At 38.1% G+C, this 18,291-nt stretch carries 18 protein-coding genes and 1 riboswitch; of the genes, 4 read left to right on the top strand and 14 right to left on the bottom strand.

The features are described from left to right. Window positions 1-98: 98 nt before the first annotated feature. The 4 genes from hemY to BM121_RS01755 all read right to left on the bottom strand — a co-directional run bounded on the left by hemY (window position 99) and on the right by BM121_RS01755 (window position 5,787). Window positions 99-1,496, bottom strand: coding sequence for a protoporphyrinogen oxidase (hemY, locus tag BM121_RS01740; RefSeq protein WP_091480282.1), 1,398 nt, complete (start codon window positions 1,494-1,496; stop codon window positions 99-101). After that, window positions 1,493-2,428, bottom strand: coding sequence for a ferrochelatase (gene hemH / locus BM121_RS01745; protein WP_091480284.1), 936 nt, complete (start codon window positions 2,426-2,428; stop codon window positions 1,493-1,495). Before hemH ends, hemY begins: the two co-directional genes overlap by 4 nt. A 16-nt stretch (window positions 2,429-2,444) precedes the next feature. Continuing rightward, window positions 2,445-3,476 carry a uroporphyrinogen decarboxylase gene (hemE, locus tag BM121_RS01750; RefSeq protein WP_091480287.1) on the bottom strand — a complete coding sequence of 344 codons (1,032 nt, stop codon included), beginning with the start codon at window positions 3,474-3,476 and terminating at the stop codon, window positions 2,445-2,447. 127 nt (window positions 3,477-3,603) lie between these two features. Beyond that, window positions 3,604-5,787, bottom strand: coding sequence for a transglycosylase domain-containing protein (locus BM121_RS01755; protein ID WP_091480290.1), 2,184 nt, complete (start codon window positions 5,785-5,787; stop codon window positions 3,604-3,606). A gap of 104 nt (window positions 5,788-5,891) precedes the next feature. Between BM121_RS01755 and BM121_RS01760 the strand changes: the two genes are divergently transcribed. Continuing rightward, on the top strand, window positions 5,892-6,365 hold the full coding sequence (locus BM121_RS01760; RefSeq protein WP_091480296.1) for an antibiotic biosynthesis monooxygenase family protein: 474 nt from the start codon (window positions 5,892-5,894) through the stop codon (window positions 6,363-6,365). 105 nt (window positions 6,366-6,470) lie between these two features. On the opposite strand, the gene BM121_RS01765 is transcribed toward BM121_RS01760, so the two are convergent. The 7 genes from BM121_RS01765 to tenI form a co-directional block, all read right to left on the bottom strand. Beyond that, window positions 6,471-6,953: a thioredoxin family protein gene (locus BM121_RS01765; protein ID WP_175495278.1), complete on the bottom strand. Its 483-nt coding sequence runs from the start codon at window positions 6,951-6,953 to the stop codon at window positions 6,471-6,473. 1 nt (window position 6,954) lies between these two features. Further along, window positions 6,955-7,377, bottom strand: a complete 423-nt coding sequence (locus BM121_RS01770) for a disulfide oxidoreductase (RefSeq protein ID WP_175495279.1) — start codon at window positions 7,375-7,377, stop codon at window positions 6,955-6,957. A 98-nt stretch (window positions 7,378-7,475) separates the two neighbouring features. Next, window positions 7,476-8,471, bottom strand: coding sequence for a ThiF family adenylyltransferase (locus BM121_RS01775; RefSeq protein ID WP_139220243.1), 996 nt, complete (start codon window positions 8,469-8,471; stop codon window positions 7,476-7,478). Between the two features lie 16 nt (window positions 8,472-8,487). Beyond that, window positions 8,488-9,258 carry a thiazole synthase gene (locus BM121_RS01780; RefSeq protein WP_091480308.1) on the bottom strand — a complete coding sequence of 257 codons (771 nt, stop codon included), beginning with the start codon at window positions 9,256-9,258 and terminating at the stop codon, window positions 8,488-8,490. Between the two features lie 6 nt (window positions 9,259-9,264). Further along, window positions 9,265-9,468, bottom strand: coding sequence for a sulfur carrier protein ThiS (gene thiS, locus BM121_RS01785; protein WP_091480311.1), 204 nt, complete (start codon window positions 9,466-9,468; stop codon window positions 9,265-9,267). Window positions 9,469-9,482: 14 nt separating this feature from the next. After that, window positions 9,483-10,595 carry a glycine oxidase ThiO gene (gene thiO, locus BM121_RS01790; RefSeq protein ID WP_091480314.1) on the bottom strand — a complete coding sequence of 371 codons (1,113 nt, stop codon included), beginning with the start codon at window positions 10,593-10,595 and terminating at the stop codon, window positions 9,483-9,485. Beyond that, entirely contained in the window at window positions 10,588-11,205 is a 618-nt protein-coding gene (gene tenI, locus BM121_RS01795; protein WP_091480318.1) for a thiazole tautomerase TenI, read from the bottom strand. The genes thiO and tenI overlap by 8 nt, the downstream gene beginning before the upstream one ends. A gap of 263 nt (window positions 11,206-11,468) precedes the next feature. Then, window positions 11,469-11,565, bottom strand: a riboswitch (TPP riboswitch). A 359-nt stretch (window positions 11,566-11,924) separates the two neighbouring features. Here tenI and BM121_RS01800 point away from each other — a divergent pair. Both BM121_RS01800 and BM121_RS01805 read left to right on the top strand, forming a co-directional pair. Next, window positions 11,925-12,368, top strand: coding sequence for a ferritin-like domain-containing protein (locus BM121_RS01800; protein ID WP_091480322.1), 444 nt, complete (start codon window positions 11,925-11,927; stop codon window positions 12,366-12,368). A gap of 297 nt (window positions 12,369-12,665) precedes the next feature. Continuing rightward, the gene (locus BM121_RS01805) at window positions 12,666-13,832 is read left to right on the top strand and encodes a M20 family metallopeptidase (protein ID WP_091480325.1); all 1,167 of its coding nucleotides are present in this window, start codon (window positions 12,666-12,668) and stop codon (window positions 13,830-13,832) included. A 98-nt stretch (window positions 13,833-13,930) separates the two neighbouring features. Here BM121_RS01805 and BM121_RS01810 read toward each other — a convergent pair whose 3' ends face one another. The 3 genes from BM121_RS01810 to BM121_RS01820 all read right to left on the bottom strand — a co-directional run bounded on the left by BM121_RS01810 (window position 13,931) and on the right by BM121_RS01820 (window position 17,363). Then, window positions 13,931-15,148 carry a TraB/GumN family protein gene (locus tag BM121_RS01810; protein WP_245780720.1) on the bottom strand — a complete coding sequence of 406 codons (1,218 nt, stop codon included), beginning with the start codon at window positions 15,146-15,148 and terminating at the stop codon, window positions 13,931-13,933. Window positions 15,149-15,412: 264 nt separating this feature from the next. After that, window positions 15,413-16,624, bottom strand: coding sequence for an ABC transporter permease (locus BM121_RS01815; RefSeq protein WP_091480329.1), 1,212 nt, complete (start codon window positions 16,622-16,624; stop codon window positions 15,413-15,415). Continuing rightward, complete coding sequence (locus tag BM121_RS01820; protein ID WP_091480332.1) at window positions 16,617-17,363, bottom strand: ABC transporter ATP-binding protein; 747 nt, start codon at window positions 17,361-17,363, stop codon at window positions 16,617-16,619. Before BM121_RS01820 ends, BM121_RS01815 begins: the two co-directional genes overlap by 8 nt. A gap of 439 nt (window positions 17,364-17,802) precedes the next feature. Between BM121_RS01820 and BM121_RS01825 the strand changes: the two genes are divergently transcribed. After that, window positions 17,803-18,222, top strand: coding sequence for an HIT family protein (locus BM121_RS01825; RefSeq protein ID WP_091480336.1), 420 nt, complete (start codon window positions 17,803-17,805; stop codon window positions 18,220-18,222). The last annotated feature ends 69 nt before the right edge of the window (window positions 18,223-18,291 follow it).

The following is an 18,291-nucleotide window of genomic DNA, read 5'->3' on the forward strand; positions in this document are numbered from 1 at the left end:
CAATCATCAAAATGCAGAATGGAAGGAAGTAAGTTCTTTATAGAGTTACTGCGCAGTTTATGTGTAAAGCGTATTAAAAAGCAGAGTACTTGTTAAAGTTACTCTGCTAAATAATCTATTATTTTTTCGACGGCTGCTTCTCCTTGATCGATACAGTCAGGGATTCCGATGCCTCGGTATGGGCTGCCGGCAATGAATACGCCGGGAAGCTCGGAAGCGAGACCACTTTCCAATTTCTCGACTAATTGCTTATGACCAATGCTATATTGCGGCATCGCATCTTTCCAACGAGATACAACCGAGAATAATGGTTCACCTTCTATTTTCATAATTTTATTCAAATCATGTAAAACAATTTCTTCTAATGTTTCATCTGATAGCTCAACGACTTCTTCATCACCCGGGCGCCCAACATAGCAGCGAAGTAGTGCTTTTCCTTCTGGTGCTGCGGTATCTGGCCATTTTTTATGTGTCCATGTACAAGCAGTAATACGATAATTACTGTTACGTGATACCACAAATCCAGTACCATCAATATCTTCCTTAATGGCAGATTGATCAAACGCTAAAGCAACATTGGCAACAGAAGTAGCTTTCATATTATCCAGATCTGCGACAACATCATAAGGTTTGAGCATCTGTTTCATAACAGGATAAGGTGTAGCGATTAAAATGACATCCGATGTAATCTTTGATCCACCTTTTAGCTCTAATTGATAACCGTTTTCTGATGTAGTGATCTTGTTAACCGCTTTTCCTTTTTGAACAATGCCTTCTGATAATGATGATTCGATAGCTTCCACTAGTGTTTCCAATCCACCTTCAACACTGTAAAACATACTTTTTTTCTTACCGGTTGGTTGGTTTGGTGCCTGCTTTGTCTTATGCAAACCGCGAATGATACTGCCATATTGTTGTTCCAATTGGTAAAAGTTCGGAAAGGTCGCCATCAGACTTAAATCATCCAAATCACCAGCATAAATTCCTGATAATAATGGTTCAATTACATTCTCAACGACTTCATCACCTAAGCGATGCCTGAAAAACTTTCCGAGTGACTGATCGTCTCGAGCTTCACCCTTAGGCAACACAAAATCCATACCAGCTCGTAATTTACCTGTCACACTAAATAAACTCGATGCTAAGAATGGACGGATTTGTGTCGGAATTCCCATAAAAGAGCCTTGGGGCATGCTATGCAGTTGATCGCCAACTAAAATATATGATTTCCCTGTTCCATTCTTGACTAACTTATCACCAATACCAACGTTGCGCGCAAGGCGTTCTGCAGATTGTTTACGAATTAAAAAGGAATCTGGTCCTCGTTCAATCGTGTAACCGTCACGTCTTTCTGTATTGATTTTGCCGCCTAAACGGTTGCTTGCTTCTAAAAGTTGTACCTTATAGTCTAAGTTCTGATCTTTAATCTTCTGGTCTAAATAATAAGCGGCAGTAAGCCCCGCTATACCGCCGCCTATCACCGTTATCTTCTTCATGACTCGCCATCACTCTGGAATTTATCTACTACAATTCCTGCTAGTGTATCGATAAACGCTGGATTTACGTTTGGCATTGGTGGACGATAATAAGCTGTGCCAATTTCATCACAAACCACTTTACATTCATAATCATTGTCATACAATACCTCTAGATGATCAGCAACAAAACCAACCGGAGCATAGATAAAGGATTCGTACCCTTTATGTTCAAACAAATCACGCGTTAAATCTTGTACATCTGGTCCTAACCAAGGGTCTGGCGTGTTACCTTCGCTTTGCCAGCCTATTTCAACATTTGGAATACCCGTTTTTTCTTGAATTAATTCTGCTGTACGTTCTAACTGTTGTGGGTACGGATCACCATTTTGTAAAATTTTCTCTGGTAAACTATGTGCAGAAACAACTAGTACTGCTTTATCTTTGTTTTCGATTTTTTGATATTCTTTTGTAATTGCATCTGCCCAGTAGTTAATAAACCCTTCTGCATCATACCAGCTTTCTACTGATTTAATGGTAATTCCATGTTTGTCTGCTTCTTCTTGGGCTCTGCCATTGTATGCTTTGACACTAAATGTAGAATAATGTGGCGCAAGTACAAGCGAGATTGTTTCTTTAATACCGTCTTCTGCCATTTGTTGTACTGCATCTTCAATAAAAGGTTCGATATGTTTTAACCCTAAATAGTAAACAAATTCAACATCGTCCTGGATTTCGTTTGCACGTGTTTGTAAGTTTTGAGCTTGTTCTGTTGTAATGCGTGCAAGCGGCGAAATACCACCTATTGCCTGATAACGCTCCGTTAAATCATCTAGCATTTCCTGGGTTGGTTTTCGTCCGTGGCGAATGTCTGTGTAATAACGTTCAATATCTGCTTCTTTATATGGCGTACCATATGCCATTACAAGTAATCCTACCTTTTTCTTTGCCATGATGAGACATCCTTTCTTATCTTCTCGAGTATTCATGTATGAATGTAGTTAATTTTTTTAATCGATCTGGACTAATTTCAGGAGTGACACCATGTCCTAAATTAAAAATATGACTTGGGTGTGCTTTTCCTTCATCGATAATTTGTTTTGCTTTTTCTTCCACTACTTCCCAATCCGCTAACATAAAGGCTGGATCAAGGTTTCCCTGCAATGCTTTTGTTACGTCTAAATCGCGTGCTTCTTTGATCGACATCCGCCAATCGAGACCAATTACATCAACAGGCAAGTCATTCCATTCCGTTATTAAATGGCTTGCACCTACACCAAAAATAATCAGTGGTACATTGGTTTCACGTAATTCACTAAAAATGCGATTCATCACCGGTTTAATATAAGTGCGATAATCTGTTACATTTAATGCACCAACCCATGAATCAAATATTTGAATCGCTTGTGCACCAGCATTGACTTGCGCCTTGGCGTAGGTAATGGTCATGTCTGCTAACTTATCCATTAATGCAAACCATGCCTTCCTATCACTGTACATTAGTGCTTTTGTTTTATGATAATTTTTGGATGGACCGCCTTCAATCATATAACTTGCTATAGTAAAAGGTGCACCACTGAAGCCAATCAATGGAACATTTAACTGCTCTTTGGTTAATAAACGAATCGTATCTAATACATAAGGAACATCACTCTCTGGATCGATCGTTCCTAGTTTTTCAATATCACGTAATGATACAATCGGATTATCAATAACAGGACCTATGCCTGATTTAATATCCACATCTACACCAATTGCAGGTAAAGGCGACATGATATCTTTATATAATACCGCTGCATCGACATTATACATTTCTACCGGTAACCTTGTCACGTAGGCACAAAGTTCTGGTTGATGAGTAATTTCAAATAAAGAATATTTCTTTTTTAATTCACGGTATTCTTTTTGTGATCTGCCCGCTTGCCTCATGTACCAGACAGGCGTGTAATCTGTTTCTTCTCCTCTAAACGCTTTTAATATTGTATCGTTAAATTTCGTCATCTATTTCACCCTTTTTTCCCATTCTATTCTACTATAGAAGGTTTGATCGATCCTGTATAGTATTTTCAAGAAACGTTCACTAAATTGTAATTATTATAACTAAAAAGTAATTGTAATTAGTTTGAGTTTAAAAGTCAAACTCTAAAGATGTTAGATTGGATGGCTCGCCTGTTTGTTCTGTTAACGGGTTATATGGTACAACGTAATATTCACCCGTACGGAACACATTGATCCGGTCAATGGTGTAATGACCTTGACCTTCCACTTCGTCAATTAAGTGGTCCTCATCTTCACCACGTTCATAGATGCGATAGACAATACGCTTATCTTCTGCCGGTGACCAATCTAATTCACCCTGTAGTAATGTAAAACCACCAAATTGAATCGATGATGTCAGATCGTTTATCTCTGGTAATTGTATCGGTTCTGGTAAATCTTCTACATCATCTGGCTGTTCAAAGTTTTCCGTTAACGACACCCTTTTATCAAGTTCGGTTAAAATTGCTTTCGTTAATCTTGTTGCTGCTTCGGAACCTGTTGTTAAATAATTTTCTGCTGTTGCATTTTCATATCCGATCCATGCTGATGTCACATATTCAGGAGTAATCCCCGTAAACCATGCATCCTTAACCGCTCCAGCTCTTTCTGGATGTTGGGTTGATCCCGTTTTACCTGCCAATGCTTTGGCGTATTCACCAGCTGTACCGGTCCCTTCCTTTGTTACTGCTTCTAACATACGCAGCATATTCCAAGCAGTTTGTGAGTTGAACACATTTTCCTTTTCCTGTTCTTCAGTTTGTAATTGCTCTTGGTCTTTGTTATAAACAGCTCGAACACTTCTTGCTTCCAGCCATTCTCCTCCACTCATGAAGGTGCGGTAACCCTCTGCTGTCTGAACCGGTGTAATCCCTGTTTCTAAACCGCCTAGAGCAATAGCCAATCCTTGGTCATTAATAGTGATGTTCATTTTTTTCAATATTGATTTACTATAACTGATGCCAATTTGATCGAGTAACCAAACAGCAGGAGCATTCTTTGATTCGACTACTGCTTGAAACATGCTTACTTCTCCATCAAATTGTCCATCCACATTTTGAACACGATATCCATCATAATCGATATCCATGTCTGGAATCATATCGTATGGTTGGTAATTGCCTAATTGCATCGCTGGCCCATAAACTGCCAGTGGCTTCATCACAGAACCTGGTTGTTTTTTCGTTAAAAGATGATTGGTATCATTTAATTGAAAGTCCCGTCCTGCAATTAATGCTTTTAATTGACCCGTTTCTTGTTCCATTAATACAAAACTACCATCTACTGCATCATTTGATCCGTGATAAAAATCACTATCTTGCATTTGATCATAGGCGATTTTTTGTATGTCAGGATCCATATGTACTTCCACAGTGTAACCACCGCGCTTTAAGGCATCACGGCTTAAACCATATGTAGCTTCCACTTCTTCTAACACATAAGCAAAATAATCATCGAGCCATGGGTCTCTTTCCTCTTCCTGACTGTTCATTTTAATTTCTGTGGCTTGTAGTTTCAGCATTTGTTCAGTTGAAATATTTCCTTCGTTCGCCATTTGCTGTAACACTAGATCTCTTCGCTGTTTCGCCGCTTCTATATCATTGTGAGGGGAATAAGCATTTGGCGCTTTGACCATTGCTGCAAATACAGCTCCTTCTTCAATGGATAAATCCTCTATATCTTTTCCAAAAAAGTAATCAGCAGCTGTACCAACTCCGTGTAAGCCATGTGCCATATATATTTGATTTAGATAAAGCTCCAAAATTTGAGATTTGGTATAATTTCGTTCCAGATAAACTGATGCCATGACTTCCTTTGTTTTTCTCATCCAGGTTTTATCATTGACTAAAAATAGGTTTTTAGCCAATTGCTGTGTGATCGTACTACCACCTTCCACCTTGCTCATCGCTAATATATCACGGTAAATGGCACGTGTAACAGCAGGTAAAGAGATACCAGCATGTTCATAAAAACGCTGATCTTCCATCGCGATAAATGCTTCCTCTACATGGTCCGGAATTTGGTCTAATGTGACAAAATCTCTATTTTCGCTGTATAATTTCCCTAATACCGTACCATCTTCAGCAACCACTTTCGAAGCAGTCGGCAAAATAACTGCTCTCTCGTCAAAAACAAATCGTCCACCAAATATAATAAAAAGATAACCTAATACAGATAATAAAAACATGGACGCAACAATAATAGAGAGCCATTTATATCGTTTGATCCAAGACCAGATCGATTGTAACTGCTGTTTTATTTTCTCCTTATCCAAACTGTTACACCACCTTTCTCTTAAATTTCGACAATAGTTTTATTTTATCACAAAATATGTGCATGCGACGAATGTTATAATAGAAAAAAGAGGAGGCAATAAAAATGAATGGTTATATGACAAATGGTACCTATCAATATTTGGAGAAACTGAAAAATAAGCATACTATCTCTCCATTTATTCTTATGCACAACGAAGTAAAAGCTGTTGCCTATTATGAGGATACCAATTCATCTATTTTTGAAACTGGTAGAGATTATCGTGTATTGGAACAAGTTGGTAAACTAGCAGAGATCGGATTTATCAGTCTGTCACACCTTCCTGTTACCGAAGAAGGGCGTCCGATATTCGAAATGGATTATAAGCAGAAAGTGAATGATATAAATGGAGCGACTGCTGCCAGGTTATTACGCTCTCTACATGGCAACTCTTATATTTTACTTATGGAATGGAATGATCCGAAAGACTATCAAGCATGGAAACAATCAAATCCTCTGCCCAATAAAAAAGAAAATTCCTATATAAGCGGATCTGTTTATACAGAAACCTTCCAAGTTGGAGCAGAAGAAGATGAATAAAAGTTTATTCGGTGGATTTTGTATGTGTGATAAGTAACATATATCTCGTTTACAGAACAATCAAGCAAAAAGGCTGATCACTTTTAATAGTAATCAGCCTTTTGGTTATTCTCCAGCTAGTACTTCTTGCTCGAAGAAGTTTTCAAAATTGGTTTGTGGTTGTTCACCAACTATTCTTGCAGTTTCTTCTCCGCCTTCATAATGTACCATCGTAGGTGTGCTTTCAATATTAAATTCTGCCCACGCATTTTCAAACTCTAACAAATTCAATTTCACTAAATCCACACCATATTCTTCTGCGATTGGTACTAATTCAGGTGTAGTTCTTTGACAATGGATACAAGTTGGACTGTAAAAGTAGACCGTCACATCTTCACCACTGTCTAATTTGCTAGCTAACTCATCAGGTAGTATTTGATTTTGATACATTGGATCATCCAATTGATCCATTGTTGCCTGATTTAGATCTGTTTTATTATAAGGATTGTCTGCACCATCAAGCTGTTTTGAATTTTGATATTGTACGACAAAGATTAATGCTCCAAAAATTACCACGAGCAATAATACAAATATGACCATTTTCTTCACTTTATACTCTCCTTTGTTGAACAATTAAAGAAATGTGAATAACAAAGATAACAAGAAAGGCGATCAATGCTTGGAAAGGAATCGATGCAAAACCTAAATAATTCACATTAGTCGTCGTACATGGAATTATCCCACATCCATCACCAGACTCTTGCAAGGCAGGAACTTTTTGAATCAGATAATGATAGCTAGAAACAAATATTCCTATTCCACTTAAAATAAGCCCTGGAAAAGCGAATCGGATATCTTTTTTGTAGACGGCATATCCATAAATGACAACGAGTGGATACATTAAAATCCGTTGATACCAGCACAATTCACAAGGTATGAATTTCATAATTTCGGAATAAAACAAACTTCCCAGTGTTGCGATAAGGCTCCCGGCCCAAACAATAAATAACAATGTTTCTTTCTTCTTGTCCATTTCGTCCACATTCTCCTCTCACATTAATTATACATACAAGCATCTGAAAAACAAATGAATGATTTGTGAAAAAAGAAGCAACTCCGAAAAAAGTTGCTTCAACCTACATATTGATAATATACTTTTTTTGCTTCTTGCACATTTTTCGTTCCATGTATAAGCGTTCGCCCATCCCGAAATACGACAACTCGATATTTGTCTACCTCAAACGATAACAAATAAGGATTGGTAAATAATTTGATCTGTTTATTACGTTCCAAGTGTTGTTTCATCTCATCAAAGTGAATGATTTTTTCTGCACTTGTTCTTATTTGAACCGTATTTCTGCCACATAATACCGCAGTTTTCAGTTGAGATTGATAAGTTAAATGTGGATATTGTTTTTTTACACATGATGGACACTTGTCATCTTTTAAACTCGCTACTTTCAATTCCATTTGTTGATTTTTCCATATATCAAAAGCGATTAATTTACCAGAAAGTGTATCAAGATTCCCAGTTATTATTTTCAGCACCTCTGTAACTTGATGGGATACAACCATTTGTACCGCTGGACTAATGATCCCTACTGTATCACACGTTGCCCCATCACTTGGTATATGATCCATCAAACATTGCAAACATGGTGTTTCCTCTGGTAAAACCGTGAATGTCACACCGTAACTGGCGACACAAGCCCCATAAATCCATGGTTTCTGATGTTTTTGACAAATATCGTTAATAATTAATCGTGTATCAAAATTGTCAGTGGCATCGATCACCACATCCGCTTTCGGCACAATTAATTCTAGTTCATCCACCCCAGCATCAATCACTTCAGCATGGATGGTGGTAAAGTGATTAATTACTTCCAACCGTTTTTTAGCGGCAATCACTTTAGGTGTTTGCCTGCGAACATCTTCTTCTGAAAAAAGCTGTTGTCGTTGCAAATTGGTTTCTTCCACATAATCACGGTCAATTAAGGTTAACGTTCCAACTCCTGCTCTTGCCAGCATTTCTGCACTGCTTGAACCAAGTGCACCTACACCAACAATCACCACATGACTTTCCTGTAATCTTTTTTGCCCTGTTTCTCCAATTGGTTCGAAGAGCATTTGCCGATGATAACGATTATTTACCAAGACTTATCCCTTCCTTAGGACTACTTGCCACCGCATATTCTTTCTTCGCTATCCGCCCTGCTTCAAATCCTAATTGGCCCGCTTCCACTGCCAACTTCATCGCATGCGCCATCTTGACAGGATCATGTGCACCGGAAACAGCCGTATTAAGAAGAACACCATCTGCACCTAATTCCATTGCATAAGCAGCATCTTTAGGCGAACCAATTCCGGCATCTACAATCACAGGAACATTAGCTTGATCCATAATAAATTGCAAGTTTAATGGATTAATAATGCCTTGCCCAGAACCAATTGGTGAAGCTCCCGGCATAATGGCATGCGCACCTAATTCTTCTAGTTTTCTAGCAAGTACAACATCGTCAGACGTGTATGGCAATACGGTGAACCCTTCCGCAAGTAATGTCTCTGTCGCTTTTAACGTTTCTACAGGATCTGGAAGTAATGTTTTATCACAACCGATCACTTCTACTTTTACCATGTCACAAAGTCCTGATGCATCCGCTAATTTAGCGATTCTTACTGCTTCTTCTGCATTTTTGGCACCAGCTGTATTTGGTAGAAAACGATACTTCTCCAAATCTATTTTTTCCAAAAAATTCGGTTGATCCGCATCAAAAATATTCATCCGGCGTACCGAAAAAGTCAGGACTTCTGTTTCTGATACATCTACCGCTTGTTTTTGCATATCATAGTTTGGATATTTCCCTGTTCCTAAAAATAATCTTGAATTAAATGTATAATTACCTACTTTAAGCATTGTCGATCATCCTCCTCCTACAAAATGGACAATTTCCAATTTGTCACCTTCTGAAATTGCCGTTTCTTTATGTTTGTCTTTTTTTAAAATGGTTTGGTTATGCTCAACAATTAGTGATTTCTTCTCCAGATGCAATTCCTGAACTAATTCTTCAATATTTGTGATATCTTCCTTTACTGTTAACACGTCGCCATTTACGGTAATCTCCAAGATCAACCCTCCTTTTAAACAGAAATGAGACTTTCTCTTTTTAACGAAAACGCATCCAAGTAAGTTTGATTAACTTGTTTTCCTTCGACAATATCTGCCAAAAATGTTGAGGTTCTCGGTGCCAGTAATATGCCATTGCGATAATGTCCTGTTGCTACATATAATCCTGAGACATCTGGTACTTCTCCTAAATAGGGCAGACCATCTTTTGTTAGTGGACGTACACCTGCCCAAGTCTTTTCAATGGTTGCCTGGTTTAATGCCGGTAGTATCTGTTTGGCTCGCGATAACAAATGCAACACACTAGCTACCTTCACATCTTTATTCGTTTGATTTGGCATTGATGTTGCTCCAATAATGATTCGATTACCTCCTTTAGGGACGAGGTAGCAACCCTCTGTAAAGATGGTCGATTGAATCAGTGGCTTTTCCGTCACAACGGAAAGACATTCCCCTTTCACAGGTGTAAGTTGTTTAACGTATCGGGAAAAATGAGAGCTCTTAAACCCACATGTCATGATGACACGATCAGCGCTATACGTTTTCCCATCGGTTTTCACGCCTGTCACTTTTCCTTTTTCGATGATGATATCTTGTACCCTTGTCTGTTCCATGATCACAGCACCATGATGTTCTGCAGCTTTTGCGAATGCCTTCGTTAGATGTGGTGCTGATACTTGACCTTCTGTCGGACAATAAAGGGCAGCATGAAAATCAGTAGCCAGTTCTTTTTCCACTATAGTTACTGGAGATATCACTTTTGCCTCTGCTCCTTGTTGGGTCTGGAAGGTTGCGATTCTTTTTAGAGCATCGATATCATCTTGGTGATAAACAAGTTTCAATGCTCCTTTCTCGATTAACTGTATGTCAATTCCGCTATCCTGAAGTAGTTCTTTAGCTAATTTAGGAAATAATTCTCTGCTTTCTTTGGCAAATTGAAATAATGATGAGTCTTGTTCGAACTCCATTTGCACACCTAACATACCAGCAGCTGCACTAGATGCCTCAGCTGCAATTGTATTCTCTTCTAACAGTAGAACCTGGTTGCCCCTTTTACTTAATTCATAGGCAGTTGATGCTCCCATGACTCCACCGCCAACAATGATTTGATCAAAATGGTTAGTCAAGATGTTCCTCCTTCCTCTTGTCGAACACTTTACGGTAGCGCTTTAATGCTACGGTTGGATCTTCGGCATCCCATACTCCTGACATAATTGCTACACCACTTGCCCCAGCGCCAATTACTTCGCTACTATTTTGTTCGGTAATCCCGCCAATGGCGATGACAGGAAGTGAAACATTTTCGGTGACATTCTTTAACGCAGGTATACCTCTTGGTGTGACACCTAGTTTAGAGTTACTTGAAAAAATATGACCATATAATAGAAAGTCTGCACCATTTTGTTCTGCAGCAATTGCTTCATCCATGGAATGTACTGACTTCCCGATACTGATCTTTGGGAAGGAGTGTTTCACATCTGCAACCGGGATACTATGAAATGCAAGCTGTACTCCCCTGCATTTTTTCACCCATGCAACATCTGCACGGTCATTGATGATAATCCGATCAGCTGGTACACCTGTATCCAACAAAAAATCAATCATTTGTAGTATTTCTTTCGCTGTTTTGGTCTTTTCTCGAAGATGAATAAAATCAATGTGTTCGATAATCTCTGGAACTAGCTGCAAATCTTGCTCTGTCAATCTGCCATTTGAAATAAGGTGAATGCCCCGCATTGGTCCTACTCCTTTACTCTAGAGGGAATTAAGAAAAGCGCAAAGCGCCCGCTTAAAAACGTAGCGACTGGACCGAAGCAACTGAGATAAAGGAATCACGGTGAGCATGCGAACCGATGATGACTTATCGTAGGGCGCTTTCGGGAAGTCGCCTAGTTTTTGGCGCATGGAACTAGACATCTCCGTTTATGCTTTCTTCCTTGGATTAAAAAAACCACCCATCCAGCGTGGACGAGTGGTTTTTATCGAAAGTTTGATTATAATCGATTTTCCTACCACTTCCCTCCGCTGGTGTTAACCAGTTCAGGTTCAAAGGGTCCGAAGATTCGTCTCAGCCAATTGGCTCCCCTAGTGTTCTAACGTATTTTTTTATAGTTCGTGTTCAAAAAGGTGCCAAATTAGAAGCAAGAAGATCGAGGCGGCGAAGTTTTGAGTAGCGGAACGTATGCTTTTAGATACGTGAGCACAAAGGAAAGCTCCATAGAATCTACATCGCACGCAGGAAAAGTGCTTTTCTTTTCCAAGGAACGGAAAAACAAGTCAACAAAGAGATTCGCCGCTTATCATTTGGTGCCTTTTTGAACATCCTCTTATAGGAAAAGGATAACATAGGATTAAATATTCGCCAACACAAAAATTTATTGATTTATATGTTTAATAAATTCTCGATAAGGGTAGATATATAGTAGAGATAATAAAATGAAAGGATGTTGAAGTAAATGGCCAAAGATCAAGAAAAATTACAAACTTTAATTAATGGATTAAATGAGGATTTAGCAAATGAATATGCAGCAACGATCATGTATACGTACCATGCATCCGTTGTTTCTGGATTATATCGTTCCTTCTTGAAACCATTTTTCGAAGATGAAATAAATGATGAAATCGGTCACGCTTTATACTTGTCCGATAAAATCAAAACACTAGGTGGTACACCTACTACAACACCAGCGAAAGTCGAACAGCTAACAGATGTCAAAGATTTGTTAGAAGCTACGTATCAAGCTGAAAAAGACACCATTGAACGCTATGAAACAAGAAAACAACAAGCAAGTGAGCTTGGCTTAACAGAACTTGTTGTTAAATTAGAAGATATTATTTCAGATGAAACAAGTCACAAGGAAGAAACAGAACGACTTTTGTCAGACAAGAGCTTTCAATAACTCGTTAACCCCCCCTTTTTAATATAGAAGAAAACAACTTCCATTGACTTGGAGGTTGTTTTTTATTAGTTTTATCTTATAATACATTCCGCGTTCTCACAAAAAGGAAAGTCTAGAAATCTATGATATAATAAAGTAAGACTTCCATCAGTGGGGGTTTTTGACTCCCACTGATGGTTAGCGAAACTTATCAGGTGTTAGCGTCCGTTATGCTTCTTTGATTAACTCGAACCTTAAGTAGGGATTTACGGACGATTAGCATCGTGATAAAAAGAAAATCTTCGGTGGGGTGAGAACATGAAGGATACTTTATTTGCGGAAATAGATGCTTTATATGATGAAATGGTGGAAATGCGCAGGTTTTTACACCAATATCCGGAGCTTTCCTTTCAGGAATATAAAACAGCAGCATTCATTCAAGAACAATATAAATTACTAGATATTCCGTATCAAGCAAATGTTGGAGGAAACGGTATTGTAGCCACTTTAACAGGGGCTAAGCCTGGTAAAACCGTAGCATTACGTGCTGACTTTGATGCACTACCAATTCAAGATGAAAAAGACCTGCCCTATAAATCAAAAAATGATGGAGTTATGCATGCTTGTGGGCACGATGGGCATACAACAACATTACTTGCCGTTGCCAAAGTCTTGAAAAAACATCAGGAAGATCTAGCCGGTACAGTTGTTTTTATCCATCAGCACGCAGAAGAGCTAGCCCCAGGTGGTGCCAAGCCAATGATTGAAGCGGGCGTATTAGAAAATGTCGATGTGATCTATGGAACACACCTATGGACCAGTACACCATACGGACTGGTTCAAACGTCAAAAGGTAATTTCATGGCAGCAGCGGACCGTTTCACAGTTCATATAAAAGGAAAAGGTGGTCACGGTGCAATCCCGCATCAGACAAAAGATCCAATTGTGGTTGGTTCACAATTAGTAACGAACCTGCAGCAAATCGTCAGCAGACGTATCGATCCTTTGGAAACCGCCGTCTTGTCAATCGGACAATTCCATGCAGGTAATGCGTACAATGTTATTCCCGATATAGCGACAATTGATGGTACGGTACGCACGTTTAATCCGGAAGTTCAACATTTTATTGAAGAGGAAATCGAAAAAGTGATCAAAGGCACATGCATTGGGTATGACGTATCATATGATTTTAATTTTTCCTACGGATACCGACCAGTAGTCAATCATGCCGAGCATGCTGAAAAGGTATTAACTGCTGCCAAACAGGTGAAAGAAGTAGAGAAGGCTGAAATGATTGCACCGAGTATGACAGGCGAAGATTTTGCATACTATTTGGAAGAAAAACCTGGTGCCTATTTCTTTACGGGTGCTCAAATTGAAAATGGCTTCGTGCCACACCATCACCCGATGTTTGATTTCGATGAACGTGCCATGAAAATAGCAGCTAAAACATTAATAGCCGCTACGTTAAATGTAAATGGATAGATTGTATAATAGGCTTTAGCAGTGGGGTGTTTTACGGAGATTACCACCGTGATAAAGGCTAGCAGTGAAATAATGCTAGCCTTTTAACACGTGTTTCCTTAGTGAATACGCTCTGCTTGATATCCTTCTTCTTCAAGAATGGATCGAATATGAGGATCTTCCAACAAATGTAGACTACCTACCATAACAAAGTAAGTATCTGCTTCATCCTCTTCTAAAAAGCGGATAATTTGGTCAGCCATATTATGATTCCTGTCACCATTTATTGCTTGTAAAAAAGCTTCGTTTTCTTCCTTCTTTTCCGATGAACCAATTTCTTCTTCTGACAGCACTTCAAGCAATTTATCTTCATCACCTTGCTCATAAGTTTCAAACAATTCCTGCATTTGCTGCTCAAATGCCAGCACATTCATTAAGGAAGATTCTAACATGGACTCTTGATATTCCTCTGAAGTATCGGCAAAGATTTCTAGTTGCTCTTCTGCGGTTTCCAAATCAATAACTTCTTTGCCATCCTCCGATGCTTTATTAAGAAAATATTGATCTACCCCTGAAGTGTACCCTAACTGTTGTGTCATTAACTGTTGAACAGTATTTGCCAATAACCATGGTTTGTACATTTCGACCGCTTCTAGTGGAATGCCAAATTGACTAAGTGTATCTTCAAGTTCTGAAAAGACATCTTCCGAAATATGATCTTTTACCGTTGAACCATCTTGATAAGTGCCTAACTCCATATTTATTTGTTGCATTTCCGATTGATCAACATTCGTAATATCCACCTCAGGAACGACCACATCTGCTTTTAAATAGGCCTTTTCTATCTCTTCATGCAACGGATAAAAATCTTCCACCCCTGCATGTATCGTTCCTTGTAAATAAACTTCCGTATTTTCATCTTCTACTTTCCACAAAAATCCGCCTGGCCCATCTGATCTGCCCACAGATTGAATAACGTTAATCCCTTTTTCCGAGAGTTGATCCAATTGTTCCTGACTTTCCTCCAAAGGATTACCAACCACATTCACTGATTCTAACTGTTCCAATTCTTGCAATTCCGAAAAATCTTTCACCTGATTATCTTGCAATGACACAGTTTCTAACGAAGAAAAATGTTGCAATCCTTCTAAATCAGAAATATTGTCATCAGCCAAATTCAATGCCGTAATTTCTTCTACTTCCTCTTCTGTGAAGGACTCGCCTAACTCTGATTCAATCGCAGCTTCCAAGTTGGCGTCTTCAAAGTTAATCGTTTCTTCTTGACTACAACTGATAAGCAACAGCGTAAAACTTAGTAAAGATGCTACCTTTATCATGTATTGCAAATGAAATCTCACCTTTCTCTTCTACAATATTGGAGTATGTATGCAAAACATAACAAATCTTGTTCACTACATACACCTGGATAGTCTTATTTTAATACACGTAGTATAAATGACATTACATTAATTTTCTACTAATAAATGGGTATTGTTTATTTTTTGGAGCTATTTCAAAAAATGAGAGCATCAAGTTGTAATTTGATGCTCTTTTTCTATAACTATATTCCATTCATGTATTCAAACATGTAAAAAGATATTTCACTGGTATATCTTTTTATTTAAATAGTTCGGAATCACTATAACAATAAATAATAAAGCAGCGATTGCCATTATAAGCCCCATTAACCATTCCCCTATCACAAAAAGGAATAGCACAAGTAATACACCTACGAACATAATTAACTGCTGCATCCATTTAATAAAAGCCTGCTCTCGTACTTGATTTGCAATCGGATAAAGGTCTAACCATACTAAGGTTGCATGGTGTTTCCATAACGGAATCACTTGCAAAAAGATCATATACATAAATAACAGGGCAAAAATAAGCTTTAGCCATGGATTGGGAACGAAATAAATCAATAACCCACCAATGATAAGCAACCTGACATATATACCTAAATATTCTCCGCTTCTAACTGTTGTTAAACGATACATATAAGGATAGGTCTGCTTCTGTTGAAAAGGGATTGATCCAGTTAACAAGCGTGCCAGCCAGTGACGCTTTTTTATCTGTGTTTCCATATGTGGTACATCTGTGAACATATTGGCTAAACGGTAAAAGGATCGCATTCGCAAATAATCACTTTCAATTAACAAATCCCAATTTAACGCCTTATGTTTTCTTGCTGTCTGATAATTAGTGGCAAAAAGAACAATGAGTAAAACAGTAATCACCGCTAAAAAGATCAGCTCCTGAACAAGAAAAAAATAAACCAATGTCACAATTAAGGAAAAACGGACCATTTTATCCATTACTCTGATATTTTTATCCCTAACACGTAACATCCACCAATTCGCAACTAAACTCCATCCTTTAATAATGAACAATACGACAAATAATAAGCCATAAGTTGAATTCCCAGGAAAAACGGCCATATACAACGGTGCAACGGCAGCCATTGCTAATACAAATAAGTAAAGTTGGGTTACAAAACTGTAGAATAAAGCTCGAACAAAATATCCGGAAAGTTGAGGCTCAGCCGGAATCAGAAATACAATATCCGCCCTCTTTAACAAAGTTTGAATCGGGCTGTGTGCGGTTACCACACCTAATACGATCGCGATCACCCAGGCTGACGGAAAATAGTCAGGAATATCCTCTAAAAACTGCTGATAATAAACAGACATTGCTGAGACAATAAACATCATAGCAATCACGATATGCCCTGTTATAATATAGCGTAAATAACGACTTAGTTCTTTCATATGTGCAGCTAAACGTTCAACAAACAAGCGATGCGCATTAAGCATATTGATCGGCTTCTTTCGTTAATTGGATATAAAGATCATCTAATGTTGCTTGTGGCCGGTCAAAAGCTGCTCTTAATTCTTCCAATGAACCTTTTGCACGAATTAAGCCATCATGCAGAATAACAAAGCGATCACAATAACGCTCTGCCGTTGCTAAAATATGTGTCGACATTAATACACCCGCACCTTGGTCTTTCATTTGATTCATCCATTGCAGATAAGATTGAATACCAAGTGGATCTAATCCGACAAAAGGCTCGTCCACAATATATAAATCAGGCTCCACCAGAAACGAACACATGATCATCACCTTTTGTCTCATCCCTTTGGAAAAATGGATTGGAAACCATTTTAATTTCTTGTCCAATCGAAATTCTTTTAACAAAGGGGTAACACGTGCCTGATACACTTCTTCCGGTAATTCGTAAGCCATAGCGGTTAACCGTAAATGCTCTTCTAATGTTAATTCATCATATAAAACAGGCATTTCCGGAATATAAGAAAAATGTTGCCTGTAACTTTCAGGTGCTTCCTGGAACGTCTTCCCTTTGATTGAGACAGTTCCTTTTTTGGCTTGCATTAATCCGATCACGTGTTTAATCGTCGTACTTTTTCCCGCACCGTTTAAACCGATTAATCCCACTATTTCATTCGGCTTCACATCAAATGAAATACCATGCAGTACATTTTTATGTGTATAACCACCTTCGAGATCTTTAATATGTAATAAAGGTTCCATCATTTACCACCCCTTCTATTTATCATTTCATTATACGTATTACCATGTCCTATTCATTATACCAAATTTTATTTGCATAAAGAAAAAATTATGGCGCAAACTATTTGATGAAGGGGTAAAGTAAAGTGTTATATCGATCCTTTCATCTAGTGATAAAGCAATGAGGCACCGTGATAAATATTGCTTTCTAACTTGAAATCACTTTCTTTATCCAATATAATCTTCCCCGGTTTGAGGATAAAGTAAAAATCTTCTCCCCTTCATGCAGGATGTGTTACGAAACGCGATATATCGTTTTGTAGCACTCCTGCTATTTTTTTACCTCTTAGCGTTTTAAAGAAGAATAAAAATAATGTATAATAGAAGAAATGGAAAATAGCATACCTCATGACCTGAAATTATTGCATAATAAGACTTTTAAATAGAAGGAGCGAACGATATGGAAACACATGAAGATTGTATTTTTTGCAAAATTGTAGCAGGTGACATCCCGTCTGCAAAGGTTTATGAAGACGAAGATGTTTACGCATTTCTTGACATTAGTCAAGTGACAAAGGGTCATACCTTAGTCATACCTAAAAATCATACCAAAAACATATATGAAACTGATGATGCACTTGCTGCCAAACTGTTTGCACGTGTACCGAAAATTGCAAATGCGCTAAAAGAATCATTTCAACCAACTGGAATCAATATACTTAATAATAACGAGGAAGCTGCCGGGCAATCTGTATTCCATTTACATATTCATCTAATCCCTCGTTATGATGAAACAGACGGTTTCAAGCCTAATTGGATCACACATGAAGATAAATATGATTTAGCTGATATGTCCTCTACAATATCAACAAACCTTTAACTTTTTTAAAAATTATGGTTTGATTATCATTGAAAAAGAGAATGTTATAAATATGAAAGGAGTGTTCGG

It is taken from the genome of Gracilibacillus orientalis (assembly GCF_900114645.1).
Taxonomy (GTDB): Bacteria; Bacillota; Bacilli; order Bacillales; family Amphibacillaceae; genus Gracilibacillus; species Gracilibacillus orientalis.

Excerpts from the sequence above, each read along its gene's own strand:
- hemH (WP_091480284.1), bottom strand. The coding sequence starts at position 2,428 with ATGGCAAAGAAAAAGGTAGGATTACTTGTAATGGCATATGGTACGCCA.
- BM121_RS01820 (WP_091480332.1), bottom strand. The coding sequence starts at position 17,363 with ATGGAACCTTTATTACATATTAAAGATCTCGAAGGTGGTTATACACAT.
- BM121_RS01800 (WP_091480322.1), top strand. The coding sequence starts at position 11,925 with ATGGCCAAAGATCAAGAAAAATTACAAACTTTAATTAATGGATTAAAT.
- BM121_RS01825 (WP_091480336.1), top strand. The coding sequence starts at position 17,803 with ATGGAAACACATGAAGATTGTATTTTTTGCAAAATTGTAGCAGGTGAC.
- BM121_RS01805 (WP_091480325.1), top strand. The coding sequence starts at position 12,666 with ATGAAGGATACTTTATTTGCGGAAATAGATGCTTTATATGATGAAATG.
- BM121_RS01810 (WP_245780720.1), bottom strand. The coding sequence starts at position 15,148 with ATGATAAAGGTAGCATCTTTACTAAGTTTTACGCTGTTGCTTATCAGT.
- BM121_RS01760 (WP_091480296.1), top strand. The coding sequence starts at position 5,892 with ATGAATGGTTATATGACAAATGGTACCTATCAATATTTGGAGAAACTG.
- BM121_RS01780 (WP_091480308.1), bottom strand. The coding sequence starts at position 9,258 with ATGCTTAAAGTAGGTAATTATACATTTAATTCAAGATTATTTTTAGGA.
- hemY (WP_091480282.1), bottom strand. The coding sequence starts at position 1,496 with ATGAAGAAGATAACGGTGATAGGCGGCGGTATAGCGGGGCTTACTGCC.
- BM121_RS01775 (WP_139220243.1), bottom strand. The coding sequence starts at position 8,471 with ATGCTCTTCGAACCAATTGGAGAAACAGGGCAAAAAAGATTACAGGAA.
- hemE (WP_091480287.1), bottom strand. The coding sequence starts at position 3,476 with ATGACGAAATTTAACGATACAATATTAAAAGCGTTTAGAGGAGAAGAA.
- tenI (WP_091480318.1), bottom strand. The coding sequence starts at position 11,205 with ATGCGGGGCATTCACCTTATTTCAAATGGCAGATTGACAGAGCAAGAT.
- BM121_RS01770 (WP_175495279.1), bottom strand. The coding sequence starts at position 7,377 with ATGGACAAGAAGAAAGAAACATTGTTATTTATTGTTTGGGCCGGGAGC.
- BM121_RS01815 (WP_091480329.1), bottom strand. The coding sequence starts at position 16,624 with ATGCTTAATGCGCATCGCTTGTTTGTTGAACGTTTAGCTGCACATATG.